We start from the raw sequence: 15778 nt of genomic DNA on the forward strand, positions 1-15778 counted from the left end.
ACGCCCGCTACCACGGCATACGCAAAACCACCCTCGAACACGCCTTCAAAGCCACCGCCCTCAACCTCATCCGCCTCTACGCCTACTGGACCGGCCACCACCTCCAAACCCCACACACCAGCCACCTGGCACGCCTACAACCCACCCCCTAACCACAATGGGCAACAGAGTCGCTAGCAGATCGACATCTCGGTACGTGCATGTCTCCTGCGGTAGGTGCGCAGCCGACCTTGTGGGCAGGTCCGTGCGGACTTGTTGACCGACGCTCAGCGGCCGCGGTGAGTGGAAGGGCGGGCGAGTAGGTAGGCGGCGAGACGCGGGCTGAGCGCGGCACGCGGGCTCGGCGGGCCTAGCGGAGGCAACAGGCTAAGGGGGCCCGGCGGGGTCAGCGGGCCGCGCGGGGGTCAGGGCCGAGCGGGGTCAGGCGCCGCGGGGGTTCGGCGGGCCGCGCGGGGTCAGGCGCCGAGCGGGATCGGCGGGCCGCGCGGGTCCGGCGGGCTCGGGCGGGGCGGCCGGACGGGTGGGGGTTTGGTTGCTGGGGGTGGCGGCGTGGGCATGATCATGGGATGAGGATGACGGTGGGTGGCGTGGACGGGGTGCTGGAGCGCGCCCGGGCGGGGATGCGGCGGCTCGATCCGCATGAGGCGTGGGCGGCGGTCATGGGTGGGGCGCTGCTGGTGGATACGCGGACGGATCGGCAGCGGGCTCGGCAGGGGGAGTTGCCGGGGGCGATCGTCATCGACCGTACGGTGCTGGAGTGGCGGCTCGATCCGCGGTCGGAGAGCCGGATCCCGGAGGCTGTCGGGTACGACGTGCAGGTTGTGGTGGTGTGCCGGCAGGGGTACAGCTCCAGCTTGGCGGCGGCCAGCCTGCGCGCGGTCGGGTTGCACCGCGCCACCGACCTGGTGGGTGGGGTGGAGGCGTGGCTGGCGGCGGGGCTGCCCACCACGACCGACCCGGCCGACGTCCGCGAGTGAACGGGCCGGCCGGCGCCGGCGGCAGAGGGGTCAGCGGGTGGCGAACCGCAGCACCTTGTCGTCGCCGTCCCGGATGTCGCCTCGGCCGTCGGTGTTGGACGTGGTGACCCAGAGGGCGCCGTCGGGGGCGACCTGGACGGTACGCAACCGGCCGTACTCCCCCGCCAGCAGCGCCACGGGTTCGCCCGCGCCGGCACCGTTCAGCGGCAGCGCCCAGAGCCGTTCCCCGCGCAGCGCGGCGACGTAGGCGGTGTCGCCGGCGATCGCCATCCCGGACGGGGACGCCTCGCTCACCGGCCAGGTGAGCAGGGGGTTCGTGAACCGCCCGCCTGCCGTGTCGCCTTCGCCCTCGACCTGCGGCCAGCCGTAGTTGTTGCCGGCCTCGATCAGGTTCACCTCGTCGAGCTGGCTCTGGCCGAACTCGGTGGCGAACAGCCGCCCGTCGGCGTCCCAGGCCAGGCCCTGCACGTTGCGGTGCCCGGAGCTGTAGATCGGCGAATCCTTCACCGGGTTCCCGGGCGCCGGTTCGCCGTCGGGCGTCAGGCGCAGGATTTTGCCGTTCGGGCTGTCCTGGTTCTGCGAGCTCGCGGTGTCGCCGGCGTCGCCGGTGCCCACGTAGAGCAGTTTGTCCGGGCCGAACGCGATCCGCCCGCCGTTGTGCACACCGGACTTCTGGATCCCCTCGAAGATCACCTCGAAGTCCGACCCGGAGGCGGAGGAGCCCGCCGAGGACGCCGGGAGGGGGAACCGGCCGATCCGGTTGTCCTGTTCCGCGGTGAAGTAGACGTACACCATCTCGTCGGGGCCGACCGCCAGGCCCAGCAGCCCGCCCTCACCGGCGGCGGACACACCGGGCACCCGGTAGACCTCCGCCGGCGCGCCCGCACCGGGTGTCACCCGCAGCACCCGCCCGGTGTCCCGTTCCGCGATCAACGCGTCCCCGCCGGGCAGAAAACCCAACCCCCACGGCACGTCCAGGCCCCGCGCGACAACCTCGGCGTCACCCAGATCCGGTACGCCGCCGCCCGGCACGCGCGAAGACTCAGGCGCGGCAGAGGACTCGGGCGCGGCAGAGGAAGCAGACGCCGGCGCGCCGGAGGAAGCGACCGGCTCGTCCACCGACGAGCAGCCCGCGACAGCCGCGAGTGTCAGAAGGGTCCCCACAACCGTCCACCGGTGATGCGTCACGCCGTCCTCCTTCGAGCGACACCAGGCCGTACCACCCCATCATCGATGCCGGAACCTGACCGGAACCTGTGGGAGGGATATCGTCGGCAGCAAGATCACTTCATAGGAGGCACGCATGCGGATCGCTGTCACCGGAGGCACCGGGAAACTCGGCCGGGCCGTGGTCGCCGACCTACGGGAGCACGGCAACGAGGTGATCAACCTGGATGCCGCCGCGGAGCGCCCGGACATCCGGATCGACCTCACCGACTACGGGCAGACGATCGAGGCGCTGACCGCGATCGACGACCGTTATGACCGGATCGACGCGGTCGTGCACCTCGCCGCCATCCCGGCGCCCGGCGTGACCGCCAACGCCGCCACCTTCCACAACAACATCACGGCCACGTACAACGTGTTCGCCGCCGCGCGGGCCGCCCGGATCACCAACGTGGTCTGGGCGTCGAGCGAGACCCTGCTGGGCATCCCGTTCGACACCCCGCCGCCGTACATCCCGCTGGACGAGGAGTACCCGGCGCGCCCCGAGTCCCGGTACGCCCTGGTCAAGCACCTCGAGGAGACCATGGCGGAACAGTTCTGCCGGTGGGACCCGGCACTGAAGATGATCGGGCTGCGGTTCTCGAACGTGATGGACCCCGCGGACTACGCGGAGTTCCCGTCCTTCGACGACGATCCGCGGCTGCGCAAGTGGAACCTGTGGGGTTACATCGACGCCCGCGACGGCGCGCAGGCGGTTCGCAAGGCACTGGCCGCCGACATCACCGGCACCGAGATCTTCATCGTCGCCAACGCGGACACGGTGATGAGCCGAACGTCGGCGAGCCTCGCGGCCGAGGTCTACCCGGACGTCCCGGTCACGAAGGAACTGGGCGAGCACGAGACGCTGCTCTCCATCGACAAGGCGCGACGCCTGCTCGGTTACGAGCCGCAGCACAGCTGGCGAACCCGTACGCTGGCCGGGTGATCGATTTTCGCAGGGCGGTCGAGGCACGCGACCCGGACGCCATCGCGGCGACCCTCGCCGAGGACGTGGTGTTCCGCAGCCCGGTCGCCTTCAAGCCCTACCCCGGCAAGGCTCTCACCGCGGCCATCCTGCGCGGCGTGCTGCGGGTTTTCGAAGATTTCCGGTACGTCCGTGAGCTCTCCGGCGACGGCGGGCGCGAGCACGCGCTGCTGTTCGAGGCGCGGATCGGCGGTGTCGCCGTCGAGGGCTGCGACTTCGTGCACCTGGACGGCAAGGGCCTGATCGACGAGTTCACGGTCATGGTCCGGCCGCTGTCGGCGGCGCAGGCCCTGGCCGCCGCGATGGCCGAGGAGTTCGAGCGGATCCAGCGTGAGGCCGCCGCCGGCTGACGAGCCGGCGGCGGCACTCGAGGCCCGGTCGGGGGCGCGCTCAGGGCCGGCGTGACACCACGCGGCGGACCAGGACGTAGGCGAGGCCGGCGCCCGCGATCCACGGCGCGGCCACGATGATCGGGTCGAGCGGGTGGTGCACCACGTCGGCCCGGTTCTGCCCGAGGCGGGAGCGGAGCCCGTGGTGGGACAGCTCCGCCCGTACGCCGGTCTGGGTGATCGGGTTGTCGGGGTGCCGGCTCGCCAGGGAACGCAGCACGCTCTCCGCCACGTCCACCCGGTCGGCGGCGAGCAGCAGCAGCCAGTGCGCGGCCCGGCCCTCGCTGAACTTGGCGTAGGAGTACCGCCGGATCGCGCCGGACAGCCCTCGCGGCGGGCAGGCCGTGCCGAAGACCGGAGTGACGAATTTGTGCTCGATCGACCTCTCCCGCGGCCACCGCTCCGGCTGCCGTTCCGGGAACTCCCAGTGCGCGCCGCTGAAATCGGGGTCGAAGACCTCCTGCGGCACCGACGGGCGGTCCGCGGGATCCAGGTCGGCGCCCCAGCCGGGGATGCGGGCGCGCAGCTGCTCGGTGGACTCCGGAAGCTTCGGTTTGTCCGGGGTGTACGCCATCGGTCTGCCTCCCTTACGCGGCGTTCGGGATGATGAGCGGCTTGATGCAGCCGTCGAGCTTCGCCGAGAAGATGTGGTACGCCTCGGCGATGTGTTCCAGCGGGATCCGGTGCGTCACGATGTCGCTGGGCTTGAGGTAACCGTTGCGGATGTGCTCGAACAGCCGCGGCCACTGCCGTTTCACCGGGCACTGGTTCATCCGCAGGGTCAGGCCCTTGTTGACGGCGTCACCGAACTTGACCGCGCTGAACATCGGGCCGTAGGCGCCCATCACCGAGACTGTGCCGCCTTTGCGGACGCCGTCGATCGCCCAGTTCAGCGCGACCGGCGAGCCGCCCTGCAGCTTCAGCTTCGCGGCCGTCACGTGTTGCAGCAGGTTGCCGTCCGCCTCCGCGCCGACCGCGTCGATCGCCACGTCCGCGCCGAGGTGCTCAGTGATCTTCTTGAGGTGCACGATGATGTCGTCGTACTCGGTGAAGTTGTACGTCTCGGCGTGCGCGAACGTGCGCGCCTTGTCCAGCCGGTCGTTCAGGTGGTCGATCACGATCACCCGGCCGGCGCCCATCAGCCACGCCGACTTCGCCGCATACAGACCGACCGGTCCGGCACCGAAGACCACCACCACGTCGCCTTCGACGATGCCGCCGAGCTGCGCGCCGAAGTAGCCGGTGGCCAGGGCGTCGGTGAGCAGCACCGCGTCGTCGTCGTCGAGCCACTCCGGGATCAGGCTGGGCCCGACGTCGGCGAACGGCACCCGGACGTACTCGGCCTGGCCGCCGTCGTAACCGCCGGTGGTGTGGGAGTAGCCGTAGATGCCGCCGACCGCGGTGGCGTTGGGGTTGACGTTGTGACAGTTCGAGTAGAGACCACGGGCGCAGAAGAAGCAGGTGCCGCAGAAGATGTTGAACGGCACCATCACGCGGTCGCCGGGCTTCAACCGCCGCACCGACGATCCGACCTCGTCGACCACGCCGACGAACTCGTGGCCGAAGGTGGTGCCGACCCGGGTGTCCGGCATCATGCCGTGATAAAGGTGCAGGTCGGAACCGCAGATGGCGGCGCGCGTCACCCGTACGATCGCGTCGTTGGGGTGTTCGATCACCGGCCGATCCTTCTCCTCGACCCGCACGCGGTAGGGACCGCGGTAGACCATCGCTTGCATCAGCGCCTCCTGCACCGGCCGCACGTTTCTGCCGGATCAGCGGCTACCCGCTGGGTTGCACCGCAAACAGCGCGCCGGGACCACGGGTCCGGACCGTTGTAATGGGAGCGCTCCCATGCAACGATGATTGTCACTGTTTCTCTTGACCGCGGGACCGCCCATGATGAAGAAACTCGGTGCCACCCTGGCGGCCGCGGCCCTCGCCGCCGGCCTGCTCTGGGTGGCCTCCCCCTCCGACGCGGCCGCGGCGCCGGCCCACAGCTACGGCGAGGCGCTGCAGAAGTCGCTGCTCTTCTACGAAGCCCAGGTGTCGGGCAAGAAACCGGCCTGGAACCGGGTGTCCTGGCGCGGCGACTCGGCGATGACCGACGGCGCCGACGTGGGCCTCGACCTGACCGGCGGGTGGTACGACGCCGGCGACCACGTGAAGTTCGGCCTGCCGATGGCGTTCACGACCACGATGCTGGCCTGGGGGGCCGTGGAGAACCGGACCGCGTACGCCGGGTCGGGGCAGCTCACCCACCTGCTCAACAACCTGCGCGTGCCGAACGACTACTTCATCAAGGCGCACCCGTCGCCGGACGTGCTCTACGGTCAGGTCGGCAAGGGCGACGACGACCACAAGTGGTGGGGGCCGGCCGAGGTGATGCCGATGCCGCGGCCCGCGTACAAGATCGATGCCAGCTGTGGTGGCAGTGAGCTGGCGGCGGAGACGGCGGCCGCGATGGCAGCGAGCTCGCTGGTGTTCCGGCCCACCGACCCGCAGTACGCACAGACCCTGCTCACGCACGCCGAGCAGCTCTACGCGTTCGCAGACCGGGTGCGCAAGACCTACCACGAGTGCATCACCGACGTGACGTCGTTCTACCGGTCCTGGAGCGGCTACGCCGACGAGCTGGTGTGGGGCGCGATCTGGTTGCACCGGGCCACCGGCGACGCGGCCTACCTGGCCAAGGCGGAGGCGGGGTACGACGCGCAGGGCAACGAGGACCAGAGCGCCCTCAAGAAGTACAAGTGGACGATCAACTGGGACAACAAGGCGTTCGGCAACTACGTTCTGCTGTCCCAATTGACCGGGAAGCAGAAGTACCGCGACGACGCGAACCGGTTCCTCGACTGGTTCACCGTCGGCGTGAACGGCGAGAAGGTGCGCACCTCCCCCGGCGGCATGGTGGTGGTCGACTCGTGGGGCGCGCTGCGCTACGCGGCGAACACCGCCTTCCTCGCCCTGGTGCACAGCGATCACCTGGACGATCCGGTCCGCAAGCAGCGGTACCACGACTTCGCGGTCCGGCAGATCAACTATGCGCTCGGGGACAACCCGCGCAACGCCAGCTACGTGATCGGGTTCGGCGCCGGCTCCCCGAGAAACCCCCATCACCGTACGGCCCACGGCTCCTGGTGGGACAGCCAGCAGGTGCCGGTCGAGACGCGGCACGTGCTCTACGGCGCCCTCGTCGGCGGGCCGTCCGCGCCGGACGACAAGTACGCGGACAGCCGTGGCGACTACGTGATGAACGAGGTCGCCACCGACTACAACGCGGGCTTCACGTCGGCGGTCGCCCGGCTGCACGGCGAGTACGGCGGCGCGCCCCTGGCCGGCTTCCCGGTCGCGGAGACGCCCGACATCCCGGAACTGTCCGTCGAGACGACGATCATGCAGAACGAGACGCGCTCGACAGGCGTGAAAGTGGTCGTCTACAACAAGTCGGCGTTCCCGGCGCGGGCCCTGACGGCCGGCAAGTTCCGCTACTACTTCACCCGTGACGACGACGCGGCTTTGACGGTGAGTTCGCCGTACACGCAGGGCTGCCCCGGGCCGACCATGGCGAGACAGCACTCCGGCGCCGTCTGGTACGTCGAAGTGGACTGCTCCGGGCACACCATCGCGCCGGCCGGGCAGTCCGCGCACCGGATGGAGGTCCAGCTCAAGATCGGTGTGGCCGAGGGTGGCACGTGGAACCCGGCCAACGACCCGTCGTACCGGGCGGCGGCCGGCCCGAACCCGGGCGTGCCGCTGTGGGACGGTGCGGCGCTGGTGTGGGGCGCGGTGCCGGGCGGGGTGGACCCGTCACCGTCCACCTCGGTCTCGGCCTCGCCGTCGGCCTCCGTCTCGCCGTCGGTCTCCGTCTCGCCGTCGGCCTCCGTCTCGCCGTCGGTCTCGGTCTCACCGTCGGTTCCGGTGTCTCCGTCGCCGGCTACCGGGTGCCGGGTCGCCTACAGCACGAACGACTGGAGCACCGGGTTCACCGCCACGGTGACCATCACGAACGGCCCGGTCGCGGTGAACGGCTGGACGCTGACGTTCCCGTACGCCGCCGGCCAGAAGGTCACCCAGGCGTGGTCGGTATCGGTCACGCAGAGCGGGACGCAGGTCACCGCCACCAACAGCTCCTACAACGCGAGCCTGCCGGCGTCCGGGACGGTCAGTTTCGGCTTCAACGGCACACACACCGGCAGCAACCCGCGGCCGGCGTCGTTCGCCCTGAACGGGACCGCCTGCTCCTGACCTGGTGAGTGCGGGGCATCGGATCTCCGGTGCCCCGCACGTCAGAGGGCGCGGCGGGACAACTGGTCGGCCTGGCGGGTCGGCTCGGGGATCCGGTAGCGCGGGCTCGTCGCCAGGGTCAGCTCGGTGGCCTGGTCCAGGGTGATCCGGTGGCCGGCCGACACGAACACCGGTTTGACACCGGCCTGGGTGCGCACCGCCCGGCCGAGCGTCTCGTCGCCGTCGACGAGCGGCGACCACTGCCCGCGCCCGGGCCCGGGCGGGTCGAACCGGGTGGTGAACGCGGTCTTCGCCACCCCGAACGACGGGAGGCCGGTCACCACCCCGAGGTGGCAGGCCAATCCGAAGCGGCGGGGGTGCGCGATGCCGTACCCGTCGCACATCAGCACGTCCGGTGCGGTGGTCAGCCGGTCCAGCGCGGCCAGCAGGAACGGCACCTCGCGGAACCCGAGCAGGCCCGGGACGTACGGGAAGGTGACCTCACCGAACACCACCGCGGACTCCACGATCGCGGGCGCCGGGGACGGTGGTGCGCTCACGTCGATCAGCACGACCGCCGCGGCGACCCCGGCACTGTCCTGTCGGTAGGACACGTCCAGCCCGGCGACGAGCCGGGCCGGTGCGGGCAGTCCGGTGCTCAGGTCCACCCGGTTGCGCAGCGAGCGCTGCAGTTCCTCGGCCTCGGCGACGGTCGGCGTGTCCACGGCCGGTCAGCCTACGGCAGCGATCGCTACCCACTTTGGTGGCTATTCACGTTTCCGCAGCGTTTCTAAAATCAGTGTCCCGCTGCCGGAACACGTTGGAGTCTTCCGTTGGACATCTCCGTCATTCTCACCGGCGCGCCCGGTTCCGGGAAAGGCACCCAGGCCTCGACGTTGGCCCGGCGCCGGAACCTGGCTCACCTGTCCACCGGAGACCTGTTCCGGGAACACATCACCCGGGGCACCGACCTGGGCCGGGCCGCCCGGCGGCACCTCGACGCCGGCCGTTACGTGCCGGACGAGCTGACCAACGCGATGGTCCGCGACCACATCGAACGGGTGGCGCCGGACGGCGGGATCATCCTGGACGGCTATCCGCGTACCCGGGCCCAGGTCGACTTCCTCGACGGCCTGCTGAGCGGCCTGGTCGTGCTCAACCTGGTGGTCGAGCCGGCGGAGCTGCTGCGCCGGCTCGCCCACCGGGCCACGGTGGGCGGCCGCAGCGACGACGCCGCCGAGGTGGTCCGCGAACGGCTCGCCCTCTACGCCGTGGAGTGCGAGCCGGTGCTCGGGGCGTACCGGGAGCGTGGCCTGCTGTTCGACCTCGACGGCGCCGGGGAGCCGCACGCCGTGGCGGCACGCATCGACGAGGCCCTGGCCGCCCTGCCCGCCGCGCGGAGCTGACGGGCTCAGGCCTCGCGGCACCGCCGCTGAACCTACCGGCTCAGGCCTCGCGCAGCGCCCGGTACCGGTGCACGGCCTCCGCGCGGGACCGGGCGCCGAGCCGGGACATCAGCGACCGCATGTAGGTCTTGACGGTCTGCTCGCTCAAGCCCAGCCGCGCGCCGATCTCCGCGTTGCGCAGCCCCACCTCGGCCAGTTCGAGCACCTCACGCTGGCGTGGGGTGAGCGTGTCGTCGCCGGCGCCGGGCGGGCGGAAACCCGCCAGCACCTCCAGCAGTTCCCGCCGGGTCCGCGGGTCGGCGGTCGTCCGGGCGATCTCGCGCAGCCGCCCGGCGGCCCGGGTGCGGTGCGCGTCGGCGGCGTTCAGCCGGCGCTCGACCTCGTCCCGCACCGAGATCTCCAGGGAGGCCGCCTGCCCCTCCGCGGCCAGCGCGGAGACGACGTCCGGGGTGAGCGCCGCGTGCTCCCGGGTGCCGGCGTAGAGCAGGCCCCGCACCCGGTCGCCGCTCATCAGCGGGACGACCGCCAGGCCGACGACGCCCTCCCCCAGCACCAGATCGTCGTAGTCGTGCGTGATGCCGGGCGCCCGGTCGTACCGGGGCAGCGCCAGCAACCGTTTCTGCACCAGGGCCTTGCCGCCGAGCCCGCGGTCGGGCCGCACCACCAGCGAGCGCAGCGCCGTGGTCTGCGCACCGAAGCAGACGGTCACCGGCACGTCCGTCGTGCCGACCCCACCGAAGATCAGCGGGATGCCGGGACGGCGGGACAGGTTCCGGGCGGCCCGTTCGAGCAGCACGCTGTCGGCCTGGCTCAGCGACACGTTCAACAACGGGTACCTCCCGGACCTTCGATCGTCCCGGCTCCGGTCGCGACCGGCTGCCGTCGGCCTGATCCGCCGTCCGGCCCGATCGCAACATTGTGGTACGCGAAGACGGTCGATGGCACACGACCCGGGGCGGCATATTTCACCATCGTACGATCGCCGTGGCTCTTGACGCCGCTGAGCGGACGCCTGCGTTCCGGGCCCGGCCCCCCGCTCAGGCCGGGGTCAGCCGTTGGGTCGGGTGTCGATCGCCTGCAGGGACCAGCTGTTGCCGTCCGGGTCGCGGAAGTAGACGAACGTGCCCCACGGCTGCACGTCGATGTCGCTCGCCGAGACGCCGGCGTCGAGCAGCTGCTGCCGGGCCGCGTGGGCGTCCGGCACCACGACCTGGATCTCCTGGGTGCCCGGCTTCATCTCGGTGATGCCCTGGCCGAGCACGATGGAGCAGGCCGAGCCGGGCGGCGTGAGCTGCACGAACCGCAGCTTCTCGGACATGTCGTGGTCGTGGTCGGCGGCGAAGCCGATCTTCTCGTAGAAGGCTTTGGCCCGGTCGACGTCGGTGACCGGAACCGGAATGAGCTCGATCTTCCAGGTGGCTGTCATACCTCCATCCTCCCGGGGATTGCGGCCAGTTCCCGGCCGCTGTCCATCGTGGCACGAATGAGGACCAGGCGTTCCGGATAGAGGACCGGCGCCTGGAGCCCGGCGGTGGCGAGGACCCGCCCGCTCAGCCGCAGCCCCGCGGACCACCACCGCAGCTGGTGCCGGCTCGGGCCTTTCATGTCGTCGCCGGGCGGCAGCGGGGTGACCAGGTAGCCGGCGTCCGGGTCGAGCCCGGGCAGGCGCACCCGGCCCGGCGGCGACCACACCGGCGTCGCCATGCTGACCAGGGCGTACACCGCCTCCGACCGGTCCGCCGCGACGACACCGTGCACCCACAGCGACGGATCCGGGTGATCGCCGCGCACCACGGTGCCGGTGTGCAGCAGGCCGCGCAGCCGTTTGTACAGCGCGATCCACTCGGCCAGCCGGCGCCGGTCGTCCTCGGTGGCCACGGTCAGGTCCCATTCGATGCCGAAGTGGCCGAAGAGCGCCGTCCCGGCCCGGAAGTCGAGGGTGTGCGTGCGCCGGGTGGTGTGCGCGACGGTCGGGCCGACGTGGGCGCCGACGAGTTCCGGTGGCAGCAGGGTGCCGGTCCAGCGCTGGATGGCCTGCCGTTCCAGGGCGTCGTTGCAGTCGCTGGCCCAGACCCGGTCGGTCCGTTCCAGGATGCCCAGGTCGACCCGGGAACCACCGGACGAGCAGGACTCGATCTCCACGCCGGGGTGCCGGGCGCGCAGCTCGTCGAGGAGCCGGTAGAGCTGCCGGGTCTGCCGGTGCACGCCCGCCTCGCCACCCGGTGAGTGACCGGCATCGATCAGGTCGCGGTTGTGGTCCCACTTGAGGTAGGCGATGTCGTACTCGCTCAGCGCCGCGTCGAGGCGGTCCCGCAGGTAGGCGTACGCCTGCTCGTGGCCGAGGTCGAGGACCTGCTGGTGGCGGGCCTCGGGCGGCATCCGGCCACCGGTCGCCATGATCCACTCGGGGTGGGCGCGGGCCAGGTCGGAGTCCAGGTTCACCATCTCGGGCTCCACCCAGAGACCGAAATCCATGCCGAGCCCGCGTACGTGGCCGACAAGCGGATGCAGCCCGTCCGGCCAGACCGTCTCGTCGGCGTACCAGTCGCCGAGCCCGGCCCGGTCGTCGCGACGGCCGCGGAACCAGCCGTCGTCCAGCACGAACCGTTCCACCCCGGCCTGCGCCGCCGCGTCCGCCAGCGCGGTCAGCCGGGTCAGGTCGTGGTCGAAGTAGACCGCCTCCCAGGTGTTGATCACGACCGGGCGCGGCGACCGGGGATGTCCGGGGCGGGCCCGCAGGTGGCGGTGGAACCGGGCGGAGAGCTCGTCCAGGCCGTTGCCGTAGGACCCGTACAGCCACGGCGTGCGGTAACTGTCACCGGGCGCCAGCCGCACCTCGCCGGCGAGCAGCAGTTCACCGCCGCCGAGCAGGGACACCCCGGTCGGGGTGCGTTCGGCGAGCGTCCGGTGGTTGCCGCTCCACGCCACATGGATGCCCCACACCTCGCCCCCGCCGAACCCGAACCCGGCGGCGCCGGCGGCCAGCACGATCGAGGCGTCCGCGCCGGTCCGCCCGCGCCGGTTCTCCCGCAGCCGGGTGCCCACCGTGAACGGCTGCCGCTGCGGGATCCGTTCGCGTTTGTGGCGGCCGGTGAAGTCGAGCACCTCGGTGGCCTCCGACGGCACCGGCCACGTCAGCAGCAACCCGTCCAGGGTGTAGGTGGAGGTGGCGTCCTCGTTGGTCAGGGTGGCGCGCTGGCGTACCAGTCCGGAATCGGTCATCTCCAGCTCCAGCCGCAGCGACAGGGCCGCCGCCCGGTCGCGGGCGTCGACGGTGAGCCGGCGGTCCGGCGTCTCGGTGGCCGACACGACGGTGAAGGCGGTGGAGAACGCGGCGCCGTCGCGGTGCCCGGTCAGCCCGGGCGTGCCCACCCATCCGGCCGCGTGCTCCGGCAGCACGCTCACCGGCACGACGGCGTCGATGTTGTTCGCGACCTGCTGCGGCACGGCCGCCAGGGCCAGCGCCGCCGGATCGGCTCCGGCACCGAGGTCGGCGCCCCAGTGCAGGACCCGCGGCAGCAGGTCGCCGGTGCGGTCGAGGACGAGGCTGACGCCGGCGGCCCGCCAGTGCAGCAGGCGGGGTCCTTCATCGGTGTGCATCACGCTGATCCTAGGGGCAGGCCGGTCCCGTCTCACCAGGTGCGCAGGCGCGGCAGCGCGAGGTTCACCAGGTGCGCAGGCGCGGCAGCGCGAGGTTCAGCAGGTGCCGCAGCTCGGCCAGGCGCAGCAACCGGCCGGCCACCAGGTAACCGGCGGCGCCCGCCGGCACTGCGGCCAGCAGCGTGAGCAAAGCCGGCGCGTCGAGCGTCAGCAGCACGGCGCCCGCGCAGAGTGCGCCGGTCACGGTGGCGGCGAGAACCCGGACATGGGTACGGATCAGCCGCCGCCCGTCGATGTGGCCGAGACGCCGCCGCAGCACCAGCGCTGTCACGTTGAGCCCGGTCGTGTAGGCGATCGCGAACGCCACCGGGATCCCGACGACGATGTCCCCCGCCGGCAGCAGCCAACCGGCGGCAGCGCAGCCGGCCACGCCGACGGCCGAGACGAGCGCGGTGATCAGGGCGGCCGTGCGGGTGTCCTGCAGGGCGTACAGGCCGCGCTGCAGGATCATGTAGCTCGTGAACGGCACCAGGGTCAGCCCGAACGCGGCGAGGACCAGCCCGAGCACCCGGACCGTGGCGGCGCTGCTGTTGCCGTGGTCGAACAGCACGACCGCGATGTCCGGCCCGAGCAGCAGGAACGCGGCGGCGATCGGCGCCATCACGACCAGGGCGGTGCGGACCGCCCGGGACAGGCCGGTGGTGACGCGCTGGTGTTCGCCGCGGGCGGCGTACTGGCTCAGCCGCGGCAGCATCGCCGTCATCACCGACACCGCGATCACCGCGAACGGTACGAGGTAGACCGCGCTCGCGTTCTGGTAGGCGGTGATGCCGCCCGGCCCGGCCCAGGACGCCGCCCGGGTGGCCGCGGCGGTGAGTGTCTGCGCGGCCACGACGGAGAGCAGCACCCAGACACCGAGCCGGCCGATCCGCCGGATCGCGATGCCCCGCGGGTCCAGGTGCAGCCGGATCGGGAACCCGCTGCGCCGCAACGCCCACACCACCAGCATCATCTGGGCGAACACACCGGCCGACGTGCCGGCCGCCAGCAGCAGCAGGTCGCCGGTGCTCAGGCCGGTGCCGGTGCTGCCGCCGGTCACCAGGTAGGTCAGGCCCACCGCGATCACGATGACGCTGTTGGCCAGCGGCGCCCAGGCCGGTGCGGCGAACCGGCCCCGGATGTTGAGGATCGCCCCGGTGGTCGCGCTGACGCCGTAGAACAGGATCTGCGGCAGGAAGAACCGGCTGAACACGATCGCCAGGTCCCGTTGCTCGCGGGTGAAGCCCGGCGCGTACAGGTCGATCAGCAACGGCGCCCCGAGGATAGCGAGCACCGTGACGCCGGCGAGGACGTACACGATCAGGGAGAGCAGGCGTTGCGCGTAGAGCACGCCGCCGTCGGGTTCGGTGAGCGTGGCCCTGGTGAGCAGCGGCACCACGATGCTGGCCATGGTGCCGCCCACGACCAGCTCGTAGACGGCGTTGGGCAGCGTGTTCGCGACGTTGTAGGTGTCGAGCAGCCGGGTGCCCAGGCCCAGTGCGGCGGCCAGCACCAGGATCCGCAGGAACCCGGCCACCCGGGAGGCGAGGGTCGCGACGGCCATCCGCTGGCCGGCCCGCCCGATCGAAGATCCGTCAGTCACGGTCACGTGCATACCGCCCGGCGTGCGGGCGCCCGGCACCGGGAGGGGTCACACCCAGATGTTGTCGTGCTCCAGGTAGAACGCGGCACGTTCCTCGTCGCTCATCTCGGCGAGCCGGGTCAGCCCTTCGAAGTAGCCTTCGCGGGGTGCGCCCGGCGAGAAGTGCAGCAGCATCGACACCGGCGCCCCCGACCGGTTCTTGAAGGCGTGCACGCCACCCGGCGGCACGTGCACGTAGTCGCCGGGCTCGGCCTCGATCCACCGCTCGCCGTCGTAGATGCTCATGACGCCGGACAGGATGTAGAACGACTCGGCGAGGCTGTGGTGGAAGTGCGGGTCGGGGCCGGTCACGCCGGGGCCGCACTCCCAGCGGTAGAGCCCGAACAGGCCGCCGGTCGACTCGCCGGTGGAGAGGTAGTGCACGCGGGTGCCGTTGGGATAGACGAGTTCGGGCCCGGTGCCGGCGGGCCGGTGGGTGGCGGACACCTCACCCTTGTCACCGTGGTAGAGCGGGGGTGGATACGTCATTGCTCGTTGATATCAGACATCGAGTAATGTGTCCGGCAGCGTCGCGTGCCGGTGGCAGACCGTGTCAGGCATGGAGGCGCCGGACCGAAGGAGATCGACGTGTTGTCGTCGTGCCCTTCGTCATCGCTTGTCTGAGCGCGAGACGACAAGCGCCGCCGAGCGCAAGACGAACAGCGCCGCCGGGCGCGAGCAGACCAGGCTGGTGGCCTGGGCCCAGGAGATGCGTGCGGTGCACGCGCGGCTGCGCCGGGCCCTGAGCGTGGCCCTGGAGGCCGCCGACCCGGCGACCGCTGGCGAACTGCTGCTCTACTGCCGCGGGTTCTGCGCCGCCCTCGACGGCCATCACCGCGGCGAGGACCGCACCCTGTTCCCAGCCGTCGCCGCCGCCCACCCGCACCTGCGGCCGGTGCTGCGATCGCTGGAACAGGACCATTCGATGATCGCCTACTTGATCGGCGGCCTGAGCGCCGCCGTGGAGCGCGGCGACGGCCCGGACGAGCTGCGGCGGCATCTGGAGGGCGTCGGTGCCATCATGGAGAACCACTTCCGGTACGAGGAACGCCAGCTCCTGACGGTGCTGGAAACCCTGCGCCTGGACGCCGATCCGGCGGACGCCCTGGGCCCGCTGTAGCCGCCGGTGTGGCGTTGTTGATCTGCTGGCGGTGCGAAATCGAGGTTCAGGCCCATGATCACCGCGTTTTCGTAGCGCTGGCAGATCAACAACGCGGCGCGGGCGGGACGTAGCCCAGTTTCGCCGTAGTGTGTGTCAGGTCCAGCAGCACATCGAGGCACGGGCCGGCCATGGTGATCAGCCGCCGGGC

At 71.4% G+C, this 15778-nt stretch carries 15 protein-coding genes; 6 read left to right on the top strand and 9 right to left on the bottom strand.

The window, feature by feature from the left end:
• The first annotated feature begins 566 nt into the window (after positions 1-566).
• Positions 567-977, top strand: coding sequence for a rhodanese-like domain-containing protein (locus tag LPA41_RS40390; RefSeq protein WP_229076788.1), 411 nt, complete (start codon positions 567-569; stop codon positions 975-977).
• 30 nt (positions 978-1007) lie between these two features.
• Here the strand turns inward: LPA41_RS40390 and LPA41_RS40395 are convergent, their stop codons facing one another.
• On the bottom strand, positions 1008-2165 hold the full coding sequence (locus LPA41_RS40395; RefSeq protein WP_374238279.1) for a sorbosone dehydrogenase family protein: 1158 nt from the start codon (positions 2163-2165) through the stop codon (positions 1008-1010).
• Between the two features lie 115 nt (positions 2166-2280).
• On the opposite strand from LPA41_RS40395, the gene LPA41_RS40400 reads away from it, so the two are divergent.
• Positions 2281-3129 carry an NAD(P)-dependent oxidoreductase gene (locus LPA41_RS40400; RefSeq protein WP_229076790.1) on the top strand — a complete coding sequence of 283 codons (849 nt, stop codon included), beginning with the start codon at positions 2281-2283 and terminating at the stop codon, positions 3127-3129.
• The gene (locus LPA41_RS40405; protein WP_229076791.1) at positions 3126-3518 is read left to right on the top strand and encodes a nuclear transport factor 2 family protein; all 393 of its coding nucleotides are present in this window, start codon (positions 3126-3128) and stop codon (positions 3516-3518) included. Before LPA41_RS40400 ends, LPA41_RS40405 begins: the two co-directional genes overlap by 4 nt.
• Before the next feature lie 40 nt (positions 3519-3558).
• On the opposite strand, the gene LPA41_RS40410 is transcribed toward LPA41_RS40405, so the two are convergent.
• The gene (locus LPA41_RS40410) at positions 3559-4131 is read right to left on the bottom strand and encodes a hypothetical protein (protein ID WP_229076792.1); all 573 of its coding nucleotides are present in this window, start codon (positions 4129-4131) and stop codon (positions 3559-3561) included.
• Between the two features lie 13 nt (positions 4132-4144).
• Positions 4145-5293 carry a zinc-dependent alcohol dehydrogenase gene (locus LPA41_RS40415; protein ID WP_229076793.1) on the bottom strand — a complete coding sequence of 383 codons (1149 nt, stop codon included), beginning with the start codon at positions 5291-5293 and terminating at the stop codon, positions 4145-4147.
• A 163-nt stretch (positions 5294-5456) separates the two neighbouring features.
• Between LPA41_RS40415 and LPA41_RS40420 the strand changes: the two genes are divergently transcribed.
• Positions 5457-7802, top strand: coding sequence for a glycoside hydrolase family 9 protein (locus LPA41_RS40420; protein WP_374238280.1), 2346 nt, complete (start codon positions 5457-5459; stop codon positions 7800-7802).
• A 41-nt stretch (positions 7803-7843) separates the two neighbouring features.
• Here the strand turns inward: LPA41_RS40420 and LPA41_RS40425 are convergent, their stop codons facing one another.
• Positions 7844-8461 carry an endonuclease V gene (locus LPA41_RS40425; RefSeq protein WP_229076814.1) on the bottom strand — a complete coding sequence of 206 codons (618 nt, stop codon included), beginning with the start codon at positions 8459-8461 and terminating at the stop codon, positions 7844-7846.
• Between the two features lie 153 nt (positions 8462-8614).
• On the opposite strand from LPA41_RS40425, the gene LPA41_RS40430 reads away from it, so the two are divergent.
• Complete coding sequence (locus tag LPA41_RS40430; RefSeq protein ID WP_229076795.1) at positions 8615-9187, top strand: adenylate kinase; 573 nt, start codon at positions 8615-8617, stop codon at positions 9185-9187.
• A 40-nt stretch (positions 9188-9227) separates the two neighbouring features.
• Here the strand turns inward: LPA41_RS40430 and LPA41_RS40435 are convergent, their stop codons facing one another.
• The 5 genes from LPA41_RS40435 to LPA41_RS40455 form a co-directional block, all read right to left on the bottom strand.
• Entirely contained in the window at positions 9228-10007 is a 780-nt protein-coding gene (locus LPA41_RS40435) for a LuxR C-terminal-related transcriptional regulator (RefSeq protein WP_229076815.1), read from the bottom strand.
• A gap of 228 nt (positions 10008-10235) precedes the next feature.
• A complete protein-coding gene (locus LPA41_RS40440) occupies positions 10236-10613 on the bottom strand; it encodes a VOC family protein (RefSeq protein WP_229076796.1) in 378 nt (125 codons plus the stop codon).
• Positions 10610-12787, bottom strand: a complete 2178-nt coding sequence (locus tag LPA41_RS40445) for an alpha-galactosidase (protein WP_229076797.1) — start codon at positions 12785-12787, stop codon at positions 10610-10612. Before LPA41_RS40445 ends, LPA41_RS40440 begins: the two co-directional genes overlap by 4 nt.
• A gap of 64 nt (positions 12788-12851) precedes the next feature.
• Positions 12852-14390, bottom strand: coding sequence for a murein biosynthesis integral membrane protein MurJ (gene murJ / locus LPA41_RS40450; RefSeq protein WP_229076816.1), 1539 nt, complete (start codon positions 14388-14390; stop codon positions 12852-12854).
• Positions 14391-14477: 87 nt separating this feature from the next.
• Complete coding sequence (locus LPA41_RS40455) at positions 14478-14957, bottom strand: cupin domain-containing protein (protein WP_229076798.1); 480 nt, start codon at positions 14955-14957, stop codon at positions 14478-14480.
• A gap of 127 nt (positions 14958-15084) precedes the next feature.
• Here LPA41_RS40455 and LPA41_RS40460 point away from each other — a divergent pair, with 127 nt between their 5' ends.
• Entirely contained in the window at positions 15085-15588 is a 504-nt protein-coding gene (locus LPA41_RS40460) for a hemerythrin domain-containing protein (protein ID WP_229076799.1), read from the top strand.
• Positions 15589-15778 lie beyond the last annotated feature (190 nt).

The organism is Actinoplanes sp. DH11, assembly GCF_020873875.1.
Classification (GTDB): Bacteria; Actinomycetota; Actinomycetes; order Mycobacteriales; family Micromonosporaceae; genus Actinoplanes.